The organism is Luteolibacter yonseiensis (assembly GCF_016595465.1).
Taxonomy (GTDB): Bacteria; Verrucomicrobiota; Verrucomicrobiia; order Verrucomicrobiales; family Akkermansiaceae; genus Luteolibacter; species Luteolibacter yonseiensis.
In genome coordinates this window covers 53,465-71,351 of the sequence record NZ_JAENIK010000013.1, presented here as the reverse complement: position 1 = coordinate 71,351, position 17,887 = coordinate 53,465, and the positions used below count along the sequence as shown (strand labels likewise).

Here is a 17,887-nt window from a genome sequence, read left to right as displayed (position 1 = left end):
CACCTCCGGACTCCCTCTCTTCATGAAATCATTCCTTCCGCTGTTCGCCTGTCTCCTCACCGCATCCGCAGATGCCGCCGTGACCATCGTGCGATCGTCGATCACCAGCACTATCATTCCGGACTACAATTTCTCCGGCTACACCAATGCGGTCACCGTCACGGCGGACTCGGGGGATGTCCCGCCGCTGCAGGAGATCTATCACATCACGCATGTCACCGTGAACCTTGTCTTCAGCGACGGCTGGAACGGCGATCTCTATGTCTATCTGGTGCATGGCGACACCATGGCGATGCTGCTGAACAGGGTGGGTCGTGAGAACGGAGTGGAGGATGGCAGCGGGAGTACCGGCATCAACATCACCCTGGATGACAACGCCCCCTTGGATGTCCACACCCTGGCACCTTCAAGCGGCCCGTATGCCGGCACCTACGCCTCCGACGGCCGCCTGGTCGATCCGGACGATGTCACCGGCGCGGATCCCCGCACCGCCACCCTTTCCGATTTCATTGGCGACAATCCCACGGGAGACTGGACCCTGTTCGTCGCGGATGTCGGCTTCGGCAATCAAAGCACGCTGGAGAGCTGGACACTGACCGTCACCGCCATCCCGGAGCCGACGGTGCCGATGTTGTTGTGTGCTTTCACTCCGCTGGCGATCCTCCGCAGGAATCGGAAACCGTAGGGGGATGGTGCCTTGCAGTGGCGCACGACAAAAATCTCAGGTGCGGTGGCGGATTTGTCCGTGGAATGCGCGCCGCCCCCGAGACTTGTATTCTTGTGTGGCGGTGGTGCTGGCAATGCAGTCCACAGATCGGAAGATTCGATCCATTTGAATCAACCGTGTGTGGCCGGGCGGCAGCTCGCTTGCGGTTACCGGCATTTGCGCTAGAGTTCGCTGCAATCAACCTCGCTCTCACGATCCGCTAAATTCCATGTCCGGCCAATCTCGTCCCAAAAGTGTTGACGAAATACTGGATCGCTTCAAGGAGGTAGCAAAGGATGAAAAAAGAGTGTCACTGAACATGCTGATGGATGCGGTGGGTAGGAGGTCATTCGGTCCATTGATATTGTTCGCCGGGATTGTCCTGCTGGTGCCCGGCGTCTCTGACATCCCCGGGGTGTCAACGTTGATTGGAATTTATGTGCTGTTGGTGGCTGGACAACTGATCTGCGGACGCAGTCACTTTTGGCTTCCGCAATGGCTGCTCGATCGTTGTGCGAGCGAAACCATCAAGACGACGGCATCGAACAAATGGATACGAAAGTTGGCGAAATTAGTCGATAGGATGGTGACCCGGAGGCTCGTTCCAATGCCCATGCAAAGCGGTCAATGGAGTTTTTCATTTAACGAAAAAGTCCTGCCGTGAGCTATGCTTCAACATCTTAGACGTGGGAATAACTCCACGACTATTCACGGCAGGACTTAGATTCGATTTTCGATGTTTTCCCGCGCCTCGGTCATTACTCTTCGGTTTTCGAATGCGGATCGATGTTGAAGCACCGACGGGCGACGGATGGCAGAAGCGGGCGGAGGAGTCGATGGGAAATGACGGACATTATCGCGAATAATGTGGACATCACCAGCTTTCCGTAACAGGGATGAGAGGTGATAAAAGTATCAATCGTGTTTGTTTCCACCACTCTGGCGTCGGCCTGTTTCAGTCCAGGGGCCACCCTTTTTACCAGTGGCGATTCCAACAATCCGGGCCTCGGATTTGTCAGTAGCCCATACGCAAGCCAGTATATCGCCGCGCAATTTACTGTAACAACCGCTATCAGTCTCGCGGGGATCAACGTTGCGGGACGGTACGGTGGAGTCGCGCAGGATGATCAATTCAGCATCGCTATCATGGCAGACAGTGGTAATTCCATGCCAGGCGAGTTAGTGGGAAATTATGTTTTCTCTTCCATTCCCAGCACCCGCTCCGCTTTACCCTCTGGCGAGGGCTATATAAACAGCTTGAATCTCTCTTCTGCAATTACGTTGGGAGCTGGCACTTACTGGTTGGCGGTGGCCAATGGAAGCAGCTCCTATTGGTCGTGGTTGAATTCCTTGAGCAGCGGGACCCCGTCTGCGTCCAGCAGCACATTCCTGACAAGCGGCTACCTGCCGTTTAATGACGCGCCCGTGCCCTTTATCTTCAACTTGGAAGGTTCGGTTATACCAGAGCCTTCCGCGCTGGGACTCGGCGGTCTTGGAATCGGTTTGCTGGCAGGTCGGAAGCGGCGCTGCACTGGGTCCCCTCAAATCTGAGGATACCCCAGTTCCTCGGCTGGCTCCTGAAGATCGAAAGGAATTCCTTTTGATGTCTCGAGATCGGCACGAAAAGCCCGCCGCCCATTTTCAGGACGGCGGGTCTATCAGTTGACGCACCAACCGGTGCGTGACGGCAAGGGCACCACCCCTCGCCGGAAGTGTTAGTAGTGGGGCTCCTGTGGTCCGGGTGACGTGTTGCTGACGCCCTGCGCGGCAATCGCCGTGATCTTCTGAATCTCGGTGAGGATCTGCTTGTTCACGTCGACGTTGGGAGCGAATGCCCCACCACCGCCTCCGATCTCGGCAAGCGAGCTGGTTTCGACGGTCGGTCCTTTTTGCCAAGAGCCTCCAGTCGTTCGATCTCGCTATTCGGCTCCTCCATCTGCTTGTCCTTCAAGTCGAGAATCTGACCCTCCAGACCGCGCGCCTGCGTCCGCGCTCGTATCCGGTTTTCCGGTCACCCCGCTTGAAAGCATCATCGGATTTTTCTCTCCCGTTTGGATTTGGAGGCAGTGAAGGCCAGCAAGTTCGACAGGCTGGGAGATCCTGAGAAAGTCGCATCGCTGGCCAAGGACCGCGACAAGCTGATACAGGAATCTTCATCGATTGGCTACGCGATGGTGAAGGCTCAACCTGTGTCGCCCCATGGTGCCTGCGAGCCCGGCCAGGAGCACCCGTTTCAATGCCCTCAGCGTGGGCAGATTTGCCATCGCTGCCACCGGACTGCGGAGTCACCATTCATGACGATCCCAAGACTCCCACCCAGTGGATGAAGCCTAAATTCAACACGGACCTATTGAGTTTCTGAAGAAGCTTGGACTTGTGTGATCGAAGATCCATTCGACACAGTTCGCAGCAGCGATTTGTCGGGCCTGCTCTTTCGGAATCGGACTTCACAAAAACCTTTGCTCCCCAGCTGAATCTCCTTCTGTGCGCCATCTGTCCGATAGCCCGCCTTCTCGTAAAACCGAATCGCACGCTGATTATCCCGCAGCACCCAAAGTGTCGTGCCCGGACCATCAGGCAAGGACGCTTCCATTTGGGCCATCAGCTCCCGCCCGACGCCGCAGTCCCAGTGCTGGGATGACACGTAAATCGCATACACTTCCGCATCGCCTTGTGCGTCTGCGTCTCGACCTGCACCACCGGCAACCCAACCGATGACCTGATCGTCTTTCTCGGCCACCCAGATGATCGTCCGACCGTCCGTCAACCGCTGCTGCCAACTCTTGGTGCGTTGTTCTTCCGACAGACTGGCGAGATAGTCATCGGGAACGATCCCGGCATACGCGACCCGCCATGTACCGACATGGATTTGAGCGATGGCCGCTGCGTCCTCGAATGTTGCTTTACGGATCATATATCTGCCCAACGATAGAGTGGATGCACCGGCGGTGGCGAGCCCGAATTCAACGAGGGAGGTTATCGCCGGTTGCATCCCACGGCTTGTTGGCATCTACTGCCGTTGTTCTAAGGAAGAAATATTTCTCGCCCTGTGCCTGCTGGGGTCGCCCTTGCTGTCGAATTGATCCGGCCCCGATAAAGAGGATGCTTTTCGATGCATAGTTTTTTAGGGTAAAACCAGCGAAACAGACACAATAAAAAACGATACAGTGCGGAACAGATCATCCGCATCCTTGGAGAAATCGGGAACAGCGCCAGAAGGTGTCCGGCGCCTGCCGTCACCAAGGCAGGGACCATGTCTTCTCGTGGGTGAAAAACTTGATTCCCTCGATGACTCCTTCTTTCACGCCGAGTCCGGAATCCCGGGTGCCGCCGAAGGGGGTGAGTTCGAGCCGGTAGCCGGGGATTTCGTTGATGTTGGTGGTGCCGGTCCTGAGGTCTTTGCAGGCCTTCATCGCCAGTGCGAGGTCGTTCGTGACGACACCGCTGCTGAGACCGAATGGCCCGGAATTGTAGTAGTGGATGGCGTCGTCCAGATCGCGGATCGGGATGATCGGGGCGAGGGGGCCGAAGCTTTCGCTGGCCACCATTTCCGCTTCCCGTGGGACGCCTGCGATGATGGTGGGCTCAAGTCGCGCGCCCCGGCGGCGGCCGCCGAGGAGCACTTGTGCTCCCATCGCGACGCTGGCTTCCACGCGGCGCTCGAGTTCGATGGCGGAGGTTTCGTTGATGACGGTACCGACGACCGTCGCCGGATCTTCAGGATCTCCGCAAGGGTATTGCTCGCGGGTGATCCGGACGAACCGTTCGGTAAAGGCGTCGAGAATTTCATCCTGGACCAGGATGCGTTTCACCGCGGTGCAGCGTTGGCCGGAATTGCGGAACGATCCTTCCGCCGCGAGCTTGGCGGCGAGGTCGAGATCCGCGTCCCGCAGGACGATCAACGGGGAATTCCCACCGAGTTCGAGGCACATGCGCTTGTAGCCGCAGGTGCGTGCGATGTGTTTGCCGATTTCCACGGAACCGGTGAAGGTGACCGCCTCCACCCGGTCATCGGTGATCATGGGCGTGACGATGTCATCGATCCCACCGAGGAAGAGGCTGAGCATGGGGCCGGGCAATCCCGCGTCGTAGAGGATTTCCGCGAATTTCAATGCCGTGAGCGGAGTCCGATCCGAGGGCTTCAGCAACACCGGGGTGCCTGCGGCGATGGCGGGTGCCAGCTTGTGGACCACCTGGTTGAGAGGATGATTGAATGGCGTGACCGCCGCGACCAACCGCAGCGGGTAGCGGGAGGTGAAGATCTTGCGCGGCTTGCCGTTCGGCGAGATGTCGCAGGAAAAGATCCGTCCGTCGTCGCGGAGGGCTTCCATGGCGGCGAACTCAAGCACGTCCGAGCTACGGGTGGTCTCGTAGGTGGCCTCGCGGATCGCCAGGCCGGTTTCACGCGTGATGAGCGCGGCGAATTCGTCGCGTTGTTCGGCAAGCGATGAGGCGGCCTTGCGCAGGATGTCGTGACGGTCGCGGCGGGTGAGTGATTCGTTGGGAAACGCGAGCGCGGCGTTGATCGCCTCGTCGAGGTGGCAGGGGGCGATCATCGCGGCGGTGCCGGTAAGGGAGCCGTCCCATGGGTAGCGCACTTCCAGAACGCGACCGGTGGTGACGGGATTTCCGGCGATGTAGGAAGGCAGTTGAACGGGTGTGAAAGACATGAGGAGAGATGAGAAATGATTTTCAGGCGGGAACGGGGAAGTATTCCCACCCGCTCCGTCCATCCGGCCAGAGTTTCAGCAGCGCGTAGCCGGCGGGAGTGCGTTTGAAACTGCCATCGCCCTGGGTACCGGCCTCCCACCAGGAGCCGCTCAGGGCACCATTGCAGTGAAAGCGGAGATTCCAGAGTGACTCGCTGCTCTGGATGTGGATGTGGCCGCTGATCAAGACGACGGGGGCCGCATGGGAGGCGAGTTGGTCGATGACCGCCTTGGCCCCCTTCATGTTGCCGCCTTCGTAGTCGCCGGCCAGTGAGAACAAGGGCAGATGCGAAGCGACGAGCAAGGGAGTGGCGGCGGGAACGGTTTTGATGGCCTCGGACAGCCATTCCCGCTGCGCGGCATCGAGCGACCCGCGGCAGTTTTCCAGTGCTAGAATCTCCCAGCCGCCATGCTGCGTGGAATAATACGGCTTCGCGATGGCCAGCCGTTTGCAGACATAGGGAATGCCATGCATTTCATCCTCCTTCGGTCCGGCCCACCACAGGTCATGATTGCCGATGGTGTGCAGTATTGGCAGACCTTTCAGTCCGGCCATCACCGTCTCGTCCCATATTTTCCATTGCTCCAAGACGCGCTCGCGGGTGATGTGGGAATAATCCGCGGCGTAAATGCTGTCGCCAGTGTTGATCACCAGATCGATTTCAGGATGGCGTTCGCGGATTTTCCGCAGGATGCCGGCACAGCGGACCGGTGCCTCGCGCTCGGGGCGGATATGGATGTCGGTGAGATGCAGCACCGTGAGCGGTCCGGTACCGCCGTCGGCGGCCAATGCCTGCCGGACGGGGAGGGCGGCGGCGAATCCGGCGGCCAGACCGGACGTGAGGAAACGGCGGCGGGGCAGAGCGGATTCAGACATGGCAGGCGAAGTGGAAGACATCGAAGTTCCGGGGATCGCCTTCTGCATGACGCTGCAGTTCCGGAGTGAGGGGCTTGGAAATGACGAGCGGCACCATTTCCTCATAACGGCCGCCATGCGACCTCAGACCGCCGGTAAGAACGGAAAGGTCGTGATGTTCGGGGGATTTTCCGACCACCACATCACGCCCCGACAGGACGACGAGGTCACCGATGCGGTCGCTGGCCAGCTCAAGCTTGATCACAGCCTCTTCGCGGGTCAGCACCTCGGTGATTCCTTCCCGAGCGAAAAGATATTCCGCCACCTCGGTGCGGATGGAAGGGTCTTCGAGGTGGACCATCACCAGCGAGCCGAGCGCGCCGTGGTGGACGACGTAGGGATCGGTGATCGGACAGATGACGCGCAGGGAGTCGCCGAACTTTTCACGGAGCAAGGTCTCGACAAAGATGACCTTGGGGTTTCCTGATGTATCATTCTTCGCGTTCATGCCGTGGTCCGCGGTCAGGGCGACGGTGCAGCCGGCGTCCAGCAGCCGGCCAATGGCGTTGTCGATACGGGCGTGGAAGTCCAGAATCTCCGGCGCTTCGGGGCCGAATTTATGCTGCATGAAATCCGTGGTGGAGAGATAGAGGAAATCCGCCCGGCCTTGCTCCGCCAGAGCTGCACCGGCTTCCAGAACGTAGATCGAGGCGTCGCCTGAGTAGATCTCCGGGCGTGGCTTGCCGATGATTTCCATGGCGTTGTCGATCCCGTGGGTGGCGAGTTTGGCCTCGTCCACTTTTTCCGAGGAAAAAACGATGCCGCCGCGTTCGACCACGCCGTCGCCCAGGACGGTGCGGAGTTTTTCCTTGGCTGTGATGAAGGCGACCTTGCGCCCGGCATCTGCGACGGCGGTGAGTATGGTGCCGCAGCGTCGGAACTGCGGCCCGTTCATCATCACTTCCTCGCCACTTTCCGGATCGAGGAAGAAATTGCCGCAAATCCCGTGGATGGCAGGGGAGACGCCGGTGACGATGGAAGAATTGTTGACGTTGGTGAATGAAGGGAGCGCGCCGCGCACCATGCCGCGCCAACCGTCCCGCGCCATTGCCGCGAGGCGCGGCATTTTCCCTCGGGCGATCGCCACGCTGAGGTATTCATCCGCGCAACCGTCCAGACAGATGACGGCGATCGGGGTGGCAGGAAGGGTGTAGGAGCGATGGTTGACGATGACATTCATGGCAAGGGAATCCCCAATGGGTGAGACCCGATTCAATCCGCCATGAATTTCCCGTAAAGATAAAATGTTTCCTTGGGGAAACATTATTGTCACCATTTTAAATCACATCGGGCGTCCTAGGAAAACGCTGAGTATTTTCGCGCCGTGGGAATTCGGGTTGATCAGGCGGTGGTCGACTTCGGCGTCGAAGTAAGCGGCATCCCCCTCGGCCAGCAGGTGGATTTCCCCATTGTATTCGAAGTTCACATTCCCTTTGAGAACGATGAGGAATTCCTCTCCCTCATGCGGCATGGCTTCCCGGCGTCCGCCGCCCGCGGGCACCTCCAACACGAAGGGATCCATGTTCCGATCCGGCCTGCCGTGGGCGAGGCCGTAGTAACTGATGTCCGATTGATCGCGATCCCGTTCGATCTCCTTGCGCTCGTTCGCCCGGACGATGCTGAGCTTCGGCTTGCCATCCAGTCCCTCGAAAAGGTCGGAAAGACTCATGCCAAGTGCTTCGCATAACTTCGCGAGAGTCGGTAGCGAGGGCGTCACCCGGAAGTTCTCCACCTTGGAAAGCAAACCCTTGCCAAGGCCTGAAAGCTCCGCCACACGGTCCAGGGTGTAACCCTTGGAAATCCGGGCGGCTTTGATGCGTGAAGCGAGTTCAACCAGGTTCATAAAGTGTGAAATCCACAATCGGCCGCTGCTGAGGGATGGTCAAGCCCCCTCCACCAGCGGGAAAAGGATCAGGGGGCGCCGGGAGTGCCTTGCGAAAGATGGCGGAACACCAGCGACCGGTCGGCCGAACCGGGGGCCCACTTGTCTTCCAGCGTGTCGCCGCCGGTATTGGCGGCGGAGGTGGCGGTAGGGAGCGCCTGAGGAACTCCGGCATGGTAGAGCGAGCCGATTTCCTCTGCGGAAAGCGCCCGCGACCAAAGCGCGACCTCATCCAGCAGGCCGTCGAAATTCCGACCCGTGCCGGCGCGATGGCCACCGATGACAAAGCCGCCGGTCTCAGCAGCTGGTCCAGGTACGGGCAAGGAATGTGTGGCGACCTGTGCGCCATCGACATACAATCGCAGGGTGGTGCTGTCGAAGGTCACCGCCACGTGACTCCAACGGTTGGTGAAGAGGCTTCGGTCCAGCATGCAGGAGAAACCGCCTTGCGAGAGAGGCGTCGGCGAGGAGGTGGAGGCTCCGGTCGCCGGCTTGAAGGTGTTGGTGAAAAGTTCCAGATCCACCTGTCCGGCCATGGGAGCGGCCTGCAGGCCGATGGAGATCGAATAACCGGCGTCCATTCCAACAGTGCCACCGAGCGTGCTTTCCATGAGAAAATGGCGATCCGCGCTTCCGTGGGCGGGGAGTGAGGCGGGTTTGCACCACATCGAGACGGTGTTTGCCGCTCCGTTGTCGTCGAGTGCGCTGCGTCCGACATGGAGATACTGGCCGGATGCGCGGTTGAGCGAAATGGCTCCGCCCCGCAGACCGCCGTCCTTGACCAGGGCCGCGCCATTGACCGCATCGGCATCGACACGGCCGCCGAGCACGGATCTGTTTTTCAAATCTCCGTCAAATGGCCAGTAGGCGCGCAGGTCACGGGCGAGGCCTTGTCCTTGTTTCGGCGTGAGTTGATCGTAGGGGACCACCACCTCGCGTTGTAGCGAGCCGTCCGCGAGATAGAAGCGGGCGGTGAGTTTCGGCGGATTCGAACGGGTGTCGGCGGTGAAAGTCATGAACTGGCGAGGTTGCTGTGACGACCACTCCAGCGAAGGATGCGGGACATCCAGGCTCGGGATCACCGAGGTGTGCGCGGGTGAGGTGACGAAATCGTGCAGGTCGTAGCCGATCCTCTGCGGATGGACCAGATGCCGGGAAACATGGATGTCGCCACCGACGGTGACCACCCCGGGAAGCGACCGGGCGCGGATGTAATCGAAGAGCGCGTCGCGTTCATACCAGTAGGTGAACATGTCGTCGTTCTCCGAGTTTTTCTTGTCCTCCCAGACCTCTCCCATGAGCAGCACCTTGAACGGCGCGCGAGAGGCTTTGAGAGAGTTGAGTATCCACTGCCACTGCCCGGTGCCGAAGGTGGTCTTTTGGGACGGATCCACTGGTGAGGCGGCGGTTTGTGAGAACCATCGCGGATCCAGCAGGAAGATTTCCATCACTCCCAGGTCCACCTTGTGATACACGGCTTCCGTACCATTGCCATATTGCTCGTGGGCCCGGTATTCCACGAACGCCTTGCGGGTGTTGGCCCGGCGGTCCGCGGCGGTCACACCGTTGCCGTTGTTCAGACCGAAGTCGTGATCGTCCCAGATGCCGACGGTAGAGGTGCTCCGGATGAGCGATGCCATGAAAGGTGTTTCCAAGAAACCGCGATGCTTGGTGCGGGCTGTGGCCAGGTCCGCGACATCGATATACGGGGTGTCGCCACCGAGCACGAGTTGGTCGGGGTTCAGCGTGGCGATCCGCTCCCACACCGGCTCCGACGTGGAATTCGCACAGGAAACGATGGCGACGGTTACGATACCGCGGGTGTTCTCCGCGAGGCGGGTCTTGAACTTGAGGCCATCCGCCGGACCCTCGATCTGGACCGGAGTTCCGGTCGACAGGTCTTCGATTTTATAGGTGTAGCGGGTGGATGCCTGCAATCCCGTGATGTGGAATTTCGCGACGTAATCCACCTCTGCCTCGCTGGTCGATTCGTTCGTGCCGACGACGTTCTGGTTCGAGTCGAGCACGCTGAGGCGGAGCGGCTTCACCACCGCACCGGGCCGGTAGAGGAACCATGCTTCCGTCGTTTTTACGGTGCCGACCAGCGGCCCGGTTTGTGCGCGGGCTTGCGTGGGCAGCGAGGCGAGGAGTCCGGCACAGAATGAGGGAAGCAGGAAATTGGCGGGTTTCATGGAGTTTCGTTCGGAGAGTGGTAGGGTGGAGTGGGAGGATAAGGACGGGCGGGGAGGGGAGGCAGCGGCGGGACTGCGTGATTCCAGTCCGGAAAATAGGCGCGCATTTTCCAACTGTCGGGCGTTGCTGACGGGGCCACCGGAAACGGCGCGTTGGCTTTTCTCATTTCGAGCAGGCTGCGGTCGGTAAAGGCGTCCATCAGTGCGACGAGGTCGTCGATTTCCTGATCTGTCAGGCCGAGTTTGCCGGAGTCCTCGTGGTTGACCGTTTCTGGAAAATCCGTCTTACCCCAGCGTCCGGGTTCTTCATCACGCTTGTTGTAGAACTCGACCACCTCCCGCAGCGTGGCGATGGATCCGTTGTGCAGGTAGGGCGCGGTCAGCGACACATTCCTCAATGTCGGCGCGCGGAACCGACCCATCTCCTCCGCAACCCCGGTGTGACCGCCGAGGCCCGGGTCCTTCGGTCCGTGCGAAGGGGCTCCCAGATTGTCGTAGCCGTAATCGCTGAGCAGCGGCTTCGGCCATGCGCCGGGAATCAGCAGGTGACAGTCGGCGCATTTCGCCTTGGTTTTGAAGATCTCCAGTCCGCGCTTCTCCGCTTCACTCAGAGCGTCGGGGGAACCGGCGAGATAGTCGTCGATGCGTGCATCGAAGGGCCGGAACATCGGCTCTTTTAAAAACTCGACCAACGCCCGGTAGCAGCGTTGGTTGACATTTCCGTCGTTCGCCCAGTCCTCATCAGACAGGTCTCCCCTGAGACGCCGGGCGTATGGTGCCGCGCGGAGTTTTGCGGCGAGATCCGCCGGAGAGCATACATTCATCTCCGCGTGATCGAAGAACGGTCTTTTTACCTGTTCGTACAGGGTTCGGGAGCTGCCATCTTGAAACAGGCCCCCCTGCCAGACCCAGATCTGCTCGCCCGTTTCTTCAAGGATGTCTTCCTGGGAAAAATTCGGGATCAGCGCCGCATACATCAGGCTTGTCGCGTTCCGGCGCCCTTCGCGGCCATGTACCGCGCCCGTTGATAGCGCTTTGGAATCCGCAAAGGCGGACTGCGGGACATGGCAGCTCATGCAGGATTGGCCGACCGGATTGGAAAATCGCGTATCTTGGAAAATTTCCCGACCCACCGCCGCAGCGGCTGCCTGCTGCTCCGGAGTTTCCGCCGCTTTCGTGGAAGCCTGCGACAATGTTGCCGCAAGCAACAGCACGGCGACGGGAGGCTTGGTCATGTACGGCAGTCTAATTGTAGTTTCCCGGAGTGCAACAAAATCGTTTCAAGGAAACTTTTCTCATGATACGATCCGTGTCGTCCACTAGCGGCATCGGCAGCCAGCCGGTGCCTTTGCCATGAATTCCGTCCCTTCCAACAAAAGTTTTGCAGCCGCCAGAGTGAAAACCCTGATCGCGGTAATGTTTTGTTACCTGTTTTATTATACGGGTCGTCAGAACTTTGGTTTCGCCATCCCGGGAATGATCGAGGAGTTGCACCTGACGAAAACGCAACTCGGGTGGTGCGGTGCGGCGATGTTGTGGTGTTACGCCATCGGACAGGCGATCAATGGCCCGCTGGCAGATCGCTTCGGCGGCCGCAGCCTGATGACGCTTGGCGGAGCGCTCTCATTCATCATGAATTGGGCGGTGAGCCTGGCTGGAGGAATGGCGGGGGTGCTCATCCCTTGGTCGGCGAATGGCTTGGTCCAGTCGATGGGCTGGGCACCCGGCAGCCGCATCCTCTCGAACTGGTGGGATCGCGGTCACCGGGGGCGCGTATATGGTTGGTATCTTTTCGCCGCGGGGTCCTCTTCGGTGCTGACCTACCTGATGGCGGCCTGGCTTGTTGACTTCGGCTGGCGCTGGATTTTCCGCCTGCCGGTGGCGCTCATGTTGGTGGGTAGCGTCGTCTTCTGGCTGGTGGTCAGGGACAAGCCTTCGCAGGCGGGTTTCGTAGACCTGCCGGAAGAACCGGGAGCCGGTCATGATCCCGTTCCCACCGACCGGGAAATGACACTGTGGGAACGCTACCGCATCGGTCTCAGTTGCACGCCGTTTCTTTTCGGCTGTGCGGCGATCGGTTTCCAAAGCCTCGCCCGCTATGGGCTGCTCATCTGGGTGCCGGTCTATTTCCTCGGCGACAACTGGAAGGAATCACCGCAGAAATGGATCTCGGTGGCCCTGCCGGTGGGCATGGCTCTCGGAGCGCTGACGGCGGGATGGATATCCGACCGCATCTTCCGCGGTGGCCGCGCCGCACCGGTAATTCTGTTTCTCCTGCTGGCGGCGGTCTTTGCTTCAAGCATGGGAGTGGTGGGCCGTCACTCGATGTTCGCGGTTCCGTTGCTGTTCCTCACCGGCTTCTTCGTCTACGGGCCGCAATCCGCGTTCTGGGCGCTGGCTCCCGATTTGCTCGGCAAGCGGATGACTGGCACCGGGACCGGGATGATGAATTTCTTCGCCTATCTCTTCGCGGGTCTGGGTGAGCCGCTGACCGGGTATATCATCCAGACCACCCGTTCCACCCATATGGTTTTCCCGGTGGTCGCCGTTTCCTGCGTGCTCGGCGCCCTCCTGATGTCTTTCGTCCGCATACCCAAATGAATACCGAACGTTCCAGCGCCCGCGCCCTCGCCGCCATTTTTTCAGGCCCCGGCCTTCCATTCCGCCTCGAGGAATTCCCGATCCCGACGCCCGGTCCGGGGGAGATCCTGGTGGATGTGAGTTGCAGCACGATCTGCGGAAGCGACCTCCACACGTGGCATGGCCGCCGCCAGGAACCGGTGCCCTGTGTGCTTGGCCATGAAATCGTGGGGCGCATCGTATCGTTCGGGCGCGGCACCGCCCGCATCGACCTGCGCGGAGAGCCTCTGGCCGCAGGCGACCGCATCACGTGGACGCTGGCCGCTTCCTGCGGCGGCTGCTTTTTCTGCCGCCGTGGCCTGCCGCAGAAGTGCGAACACCTTTTCAAATACGGTCACAGTTCGATCGCTCCGGGACGCGAATTCAGCGGCGGATTCGCCGAATGCTGCCTGCTCACGGCGGGCACCGGCGTGGTGAAACTGCCGGACTCCCTGTCGGACGCGCTGGCGGCTCCGGCGAACTGTGCGGTAGCCACCGTGGCCGCCGCCTTCGACCTTGCAGGTGCGGTCGAGGGGGCGACCGTCGCGGTGCTTGGCTGCGGTGTGCTCGGTCTCACCGCCGCCGCGATGGCACGTCATCTGGGTGCCGCCGAAGTGGTCGCTTGTGACATCGATCCGGAGCGCTCCGGGCTGGCATCGCAGTTCGGCTCCACGGCATTCAGTCATCCTTCGAGCCTGTTGGAAGATGTCCGCGAGCGGACCCTCGGCCGGGGGGCGGATGTGACGCTTGAGTTCTCCGGATCGGCGGCCGCCGTTTCCGGAGCGATCGCCGCCACCCGGACCGGTGGTGTTTCCGTCATCGCGGGAACCACCACTCCGGGTGGAAAAATCGAGCTGGATCCGAACGATCTCGTCCGCCGGATGCTCACCATCCGCGGCCTCCACAACTACCGCCCGGAGAACCTTGTGACCGCCATTGATTTTCTAATAGAAGCCTCCGGGACAGTTCCTTTCGGCCTGCTGCAAGGTGACCGATTCGAGCTCCGAAACATTGAAAACGCGTTCGCCTCCTCCTCCTCCCGGAGTGGCCGGCGCACCGCCGTACTGCCCTGACAGCATCTGATTTCACCAACACCCGCAGGCGACCTCTGCCAATCATTCTGGCAATTTCCGTAACCGCGGCATCGTACAGCTTCTGGCTTCCACCCTTCGCTGACCCTGTATCACAACGAGGGCGTTCTGACTTTCCGACCATGCCGACTCGGCACGATCGCGCCGCTTGCTTCAAGATGCTCATAATCGGTTTCTTCGAAAACCTTCCCATCGAACGCGCCATCCCCAGCCGCCCCGCCGATTCGCTCCCGCCGCGTCGGCTACGGGCTCGAGGAGGAAACCCCGAACCGCTCCAGCCTTCCGGTCACCCGCACCCGGCGCGGCCGGAGGTGGATCGCCCTGCTGGAAACCATGGTGACCGGTATCGCCGAAGGACGGTTCCTTCCTCAGATCGGCATGGCCTGGGCAAAGTGTCCTTTCCGCAACGGATGTGCGGGGTGGTCACCAGTCTGTCATTACGGAAAGGAGTGCGGCATGACCCGATGATCCGAATCCTGCCGTCCGTCCTCTACCTGTCATTTGCCGCCTGTGAAGAAGAGCGGTCCGGCATGGGGCGGGAGGATCGAGCTACCGGGGTCGGAATAGGGAACGGTCCGGAACTCCGGTGAAATTTCCGGATGCCCGAAGGCCGCTCTTTCATGGCTGGAACCGCGCCCGAGTTATAAGCCAAGGCAGCTTGCTCCTGGCAATCTTGTGCCACAACGCAGGGTTCTGTTAGTTGCGAAGTTGCGTATCCTTAACACGATTCGTGAGAAGCGGTGTCAGTTATGTCGTTCCACAATCGAATCGCCTGAGGTGAATCCGGGATGGACTTTCATCGCCGTCGGAAACAAAGGTGATTTTTTGAAAATCGGTTTCCGTGGAGTTTGAACGAATCCAGCGCTGCCGATCCTGCTGGATATGAATTATTCAAGTCGCAATACATTTATTGTGTTGATGTTGTGAAGTTTGTTGATCTTGATTCAACAGGATTGGCCGTGTTCAAATCGGAATGAATTCCCGACAATCTAACAAGTGTGGCGGTGGTGTTCTTCAAGGTGATGATATTAGGATTTGACGCCCCGTAGTGAAGTTTGATTGCTTTCTGCAAGTGAAAGGCCCGATCCCACCGCATCATGCCAAATGGGTATCATTCATCACCGCACCGACCCTTGTGGTTTTCTGCCGGCTCTACGGACAAACGCTGGGAAAGCGGAAGCAGGGATCAGGGCTGAACGCCTCCTTCGCATGTGATTTTTTTTGCGGGTATGATTTACAAGCCGCGTGACCAGGTCCGGCGGCGCGGCATTCCGTCCCGATTCAGAATAACCCAGCCTCAATCTCTAGAAACCTCCCGATGAAAACCACCCGCCACAATCAATATCTGGCTGCCGCCATCACCCTCACCATCACCGCCTCGGTAATGGTTCCCGCCCTTCTTCATGGAGCGGCCACGCTTGATTCCAAAGACGTGTTCATTGTGACAGGAGTCGTGGATGGCAATGTCATCGTCCCGGGGGATCTGAGCGTTGTCAGGGGAATCGACCTCGGAGCCACGGCTTCCTCGGCGCTGCAGATCGATTATGTCGGAGGCTCTACGGACAGGGCGACATTCGGCACCACCGAGGCGGCCAATGAATTCCTATGGAGGGACAATGTCAACGCCACTCCGAGAAACAAGCTGCTGCTTGGCACGGGCAACATCCTGACGCTTTACAAGGCGGACGGAACGACGAATGGCATCATCCTGGCACCTGACACGGGTTCGATCGTCCTGCCGGCGACAGGTGGAAACATCAAGGTCGGCTCGGTCACGGCGTTGACGGCGGGCACCACTGGAGAACTGACTTTTCCCAGCGCTCCGACTTTCTCCAACGGACTTCTGGTTCCGGGAGGACAGCTCAACGTGAGCGCCACAACGGCATCCAACGGCCCGACCTCGGGAGCTCTCACCGTTGCCGGTGGTCTCGGTGTGCAGGGAGACATCAACGGCGTGAAAGTGGGAAGAGGCGGTGGCAACATCGCGAGCAATACGGCGGTCGGGGTCAGCGCCCTAGGTGCCAATACCACCGGTGCTGGCAACTCCGCGTTCGGAAGCCAGGCGCTTTTCGCGAACACCACCACCAATTCCAATTCCGCGTTCGGGAGCCAGGCCCTTTATGCGAACACCACCGGCTTTGACAATACCGCGACCGGTGCCGGGGCCCTACGCACCAACACCACGGGCTATTTCAACTCGGCACACGGGAGTTTGGCTCTTTATTACAATGTCGGCGGCAATTATAATTCCGCTTTCGGGTATCAGGCTCTCTATCTCAACACCACTGGCAATGCCAACACCGCATACGGGGTACAGGCCCTCCGCGGTAACACCACCGGCCAACAGAACACGGCGACGGGGACCGGCGCTCTTTACACCAACGGTACAGGCTCGGACAATACGGCGATTGGAACCAACGCGCTCTATATCAACGGATCGGGCGCTCAAAACACCGCGATAGGATCTCAGTCCCTCCGCGGCAACACCACGGGCTACAACAACTCGTCTACCGGCTACCAAGCCCTTTACACCAATACCTGGGGCAACAAGAACGTCGCGACCGGCAGGCGGGCGCTCTATTTGAACACCTACGGCAGCACGAACTCCGCGCTCGGACATCAAGCTCTCTATTCCAACACCATAGGGAATAACAATACCGCGGTCGGGGGAGATGCACTCTATTCAAACACCGACGGGGCGGCGAACACCGCAATCGGAGTCGATGCCATGCGTTCGAGCACCTGGGGGGCGTACAACACCGTGGTCGGCTATCAAACCCTCCGCAACAACTTCTACGGCGGTTATAACGCCGCTTTGGGAACCCAAACTCTCCAAGCCAATGTTACCGGGTCGAGCAATGTCGCACTCGGTGATTCCGCTCTCTATTCCAACATCTCCGGCCATTACAATGTCGCGTCCGGATCCTGTGCGCTGTTTTGGAACACCACAGGCGAGCTCAACGCCGCCGGAGGGTTTTACGCCCTCTTCGCCAATACCACCGGCAGCCAAAACACGGGTATGGGCGAATATTCGGGAGCGGGCAATACGACGGGTGGTGGCAACCTCTTCCTGGGTTCTTATGCCGGCAGATACCAAACCGATGGCACAACCGATCTCGCCGATCCCCAGAACAGCATTTACATAGGAGCCAACTCGCGGGGCAAGGATGACGGCGACGACAACTCCATCGTCATCGGCGCCAACGCCGTCGGCGAGGGCGCGAACACCAGTGTCCTGGGCAACGCCTCCACGGAAAAGGCACACGTTTTCGGACAGACCACCCTCACCAACACTCCTTGGAAAACGCGGGCCGTAGGCGTTTCCCCCCTGGCAGATCCAACCATGTCCGAATCCGACAACGGAGGCGACGCCCTGGTGATCGAAGGGCACACCGTGATGAAGGGGAAGGTGACGGTTTCCGAGCCGCAGGGCGACATTCCGATGTTCTCAGGCTACTGAGCGGGGCGTGCTTTTTCGCCGTTTCCCAATTCATTTTCCAATCCCTCCGAGCATCCCCATGTCGAGCCGCGCCATCATACCAGGCATTCTTTTTCTCTGTATCGCCTCATCCGTCTCCTCTCCGCCTCCTTAGTGGGCCTCCCGCGGTGCGACGGACTGCAATCCGAGGAATAATGATGCGCCGTTCAACCAGGTTCAGCTCAAGCGGTTACGCAGAAGGCGGTCCTGGAGCTGGATAGCAGCATTCCCGGATGAGGTTTTTTCCCTTTGTTTCCGGAAGTCTGGTTGTCCGGAATCACCAGCCATTTGGAT

The 17,887-nt window shown here is 59.7% G+C and carries 14 protein-coding genes; 7 read left to right on the top strand and 7 right to left on the bottom strand.

The features are described 5' to 3' along the window. Positions 1 to 22 precede the first annotated feature (22 nt). The 4 genes from JIN84_RS20765 (at position 23) to ligD (ending at position 3,068) form a co-directional block, all read left to right on the top strand. Positions 23 to 685: a proprotein convertase P-domain-containing protein gene (locus JIN84_RS20765; protein ID WP_200353023.1), complete on the top strand. Its 663-nt coding sequence runs from the start codon at positions 23 to 25 to the stop codon at positions 683 to 685. A 250-nt stretch (positions 686 to 935) separates the two neighbouring features. Further along, positions 936 to 1,370, top strand: coding sequence for an exopolysaccharide biosynthesis protein (locus JIN84_RS20760; protein WP_200353022.1), 435 nt, complete (start codon positions 936 to 938; stop codon positions 1,368 to 1,370). 257 nt (positions 1,371 to 1,627) lie between these two features. After that, positions 1,628 to 2,257 (top strand): PEP-CTERM sorting domain-containing protein, encoded by a 630-nt coding sequence (locus JIN84_RS20755; RefSeq protein WP_200353021.1) that lies wholly within the window; start codon positions 1,628 to 1,630, stop codon positions 2,255 to 2,257. 562 nt (positions 2,258 to 2,819) lie between these two features. Then, positions 2,820 to 3,068, top strand: coding sequence for a non-homologous end-joining DNA ligase LigD (gene ligD / locus JIN84_RS23505; protein WP_425602312.1), 249 nt, complete (start codon positions 2,820 to 2,822; stop codon positions 3,066 to 3,068). Here the strand turns inward: ligD and JIN84_RS20750 are convergent. The 7 genes from JIN84_RS20750 to JIN84_RS20720 form a co-directional block, all read right to left on the bottom strand. Beyond that, positions 3,054 to 3,620 (bottom strand): GNAT family N-acetyltransferase, encoded by a 567-nt coding sequence (locus JIN84_RS20750; protein ID WP_200353020.1) that lies wholly within the window; start codon positions 3,618 to 3,620, stop codon positions 3,054 to 3,056. The genes ligD and JIN84_RS20750 overlap by 15 nt on opposite strands. Before the next feature lie 322 nt (positions 3,621 to 3,942). Beyond that, entirely contained in the window at positions 3,943 to 5,376 is a 1,434-nt protein-coding gene (locus JIN84_RS20745) for an aldehyde dehydrogenase family protein (protein ID WP_200353019.1), read from the bottom strand. A 22-nt stretch (positions 5,377 to 5,398) separates the two neighbouring features. Further along, positions 5,399 to 6,292 carry a metallophosphoesterase family protein gene (locus JIN84_RS20740; protein ID WP_200353018.1) on the bottom strand — a complete coding sequence of 298 codons (894 nt, stop codon included), beginning with the start codon at positions 6,290 to 6,292 and terminating at the stop codon, positions 5,399 to 5,401. Then, positions 6,285 to 7,511: a phosphonoacetate hydrolase gene (gene phnA / locus JIN84_RS20735; protein WP_200353017.1), complete on the bottom strand. Its 1,227-nt coding sequence runs from the start codon at positions 7,509 to 7,511 to the stop codon at positions 6,285 to 6,287. The genes JIN84_RS20740 and phnA overlap by 8 nt, the downstream gene beginning before the upstream one ends. A gap of 102 nt (positions 7,512 to 7,613) precedes the next feature. Further along, on the bottom strand, positions 7,614 to 8,174 hold the full coding sequence (locus tag JIN84_RS20730) for a cupin domain-containing protein (RefSeq protein WP_200353016.1): 561 nt from the start codon (positions 8,172 to 8,174) through the stop codon (positions 7,614 to 7,616). Between the two features lie 68 nt (positions 8,175 to 8,242). Then, complete coding sequence (locus JIN84_RS20725; RefSeq protein WP_200353015.1) at positions 8,243 to 10,405, bottom strand: LamG-like jellyroll fold domain-containing protein; 2,163 nt, start codon at positions 10,403 to 10,405, stop codon at positions 8,243 to 8,245. Next, the gene (locus JIN84_RS20720; RefSeq protein WP_200353014.1) at positions 10,402 to 11,640 is read right to left on the bottom strand and encodes a cytochrome-c peroxidase; all 1,239 of its coding nucleotides are present in this window, start codon (positions 11,638 to 11,640) and stop codon (positions 10,402 to 10,404) included. Before JIN84_RS20720 ends, JIN84_RS20725 begins: the two co-directional genes overlap by 4 nt. 118 nt (positions 11,641 to 11,758) lie before the next feature. Between JIN84_RS20720 and JIN84_RS20715 the strand changes: the two genes are divergently transcribed. From JIN84_RS20715 to JIN84_RS20705, 3 genes are all read left to right on the top strand, one after another. Continuing rightward, complete coding sequence (locus tag JIN84_RS20715) at positions 11,759 to 13,006, top strand: MFS transporter (RefSeq protein ID WP_200353013.1); 1,248 nt, start codon at positions 11,759 to 11,761, stop codon at positions 13,004 to 13,006. Then, positions 13,003 to 14,097, top strand: a complete 1,095-nt coding sequence (locus JIN84_RS20710; RefSeq protein WP_200353012.1) for a zinc-binding dehydrogenase — start codon at positions 13,003 to 13,005, stop codon at positions 14,095 to 14,097. Before JIN84_RS20715 ends, JIN84_RS20710 begins: the two co-directional genes overlap by 4 nt. Before the next feature lie 1,336 nt (positions 14,098 to 15,433). Then, entirely contained in the window at positions 15,434 to 17,575 is a 2,142-nt protein-coding gene (locus tag JIN84_RS20705; RefSeq protein WP_200353011.1) for a beta strand repeat-containing protein, read from the top strand. Positions 17,576 to 17,887 lie beyond the last annotated feature (312 nt).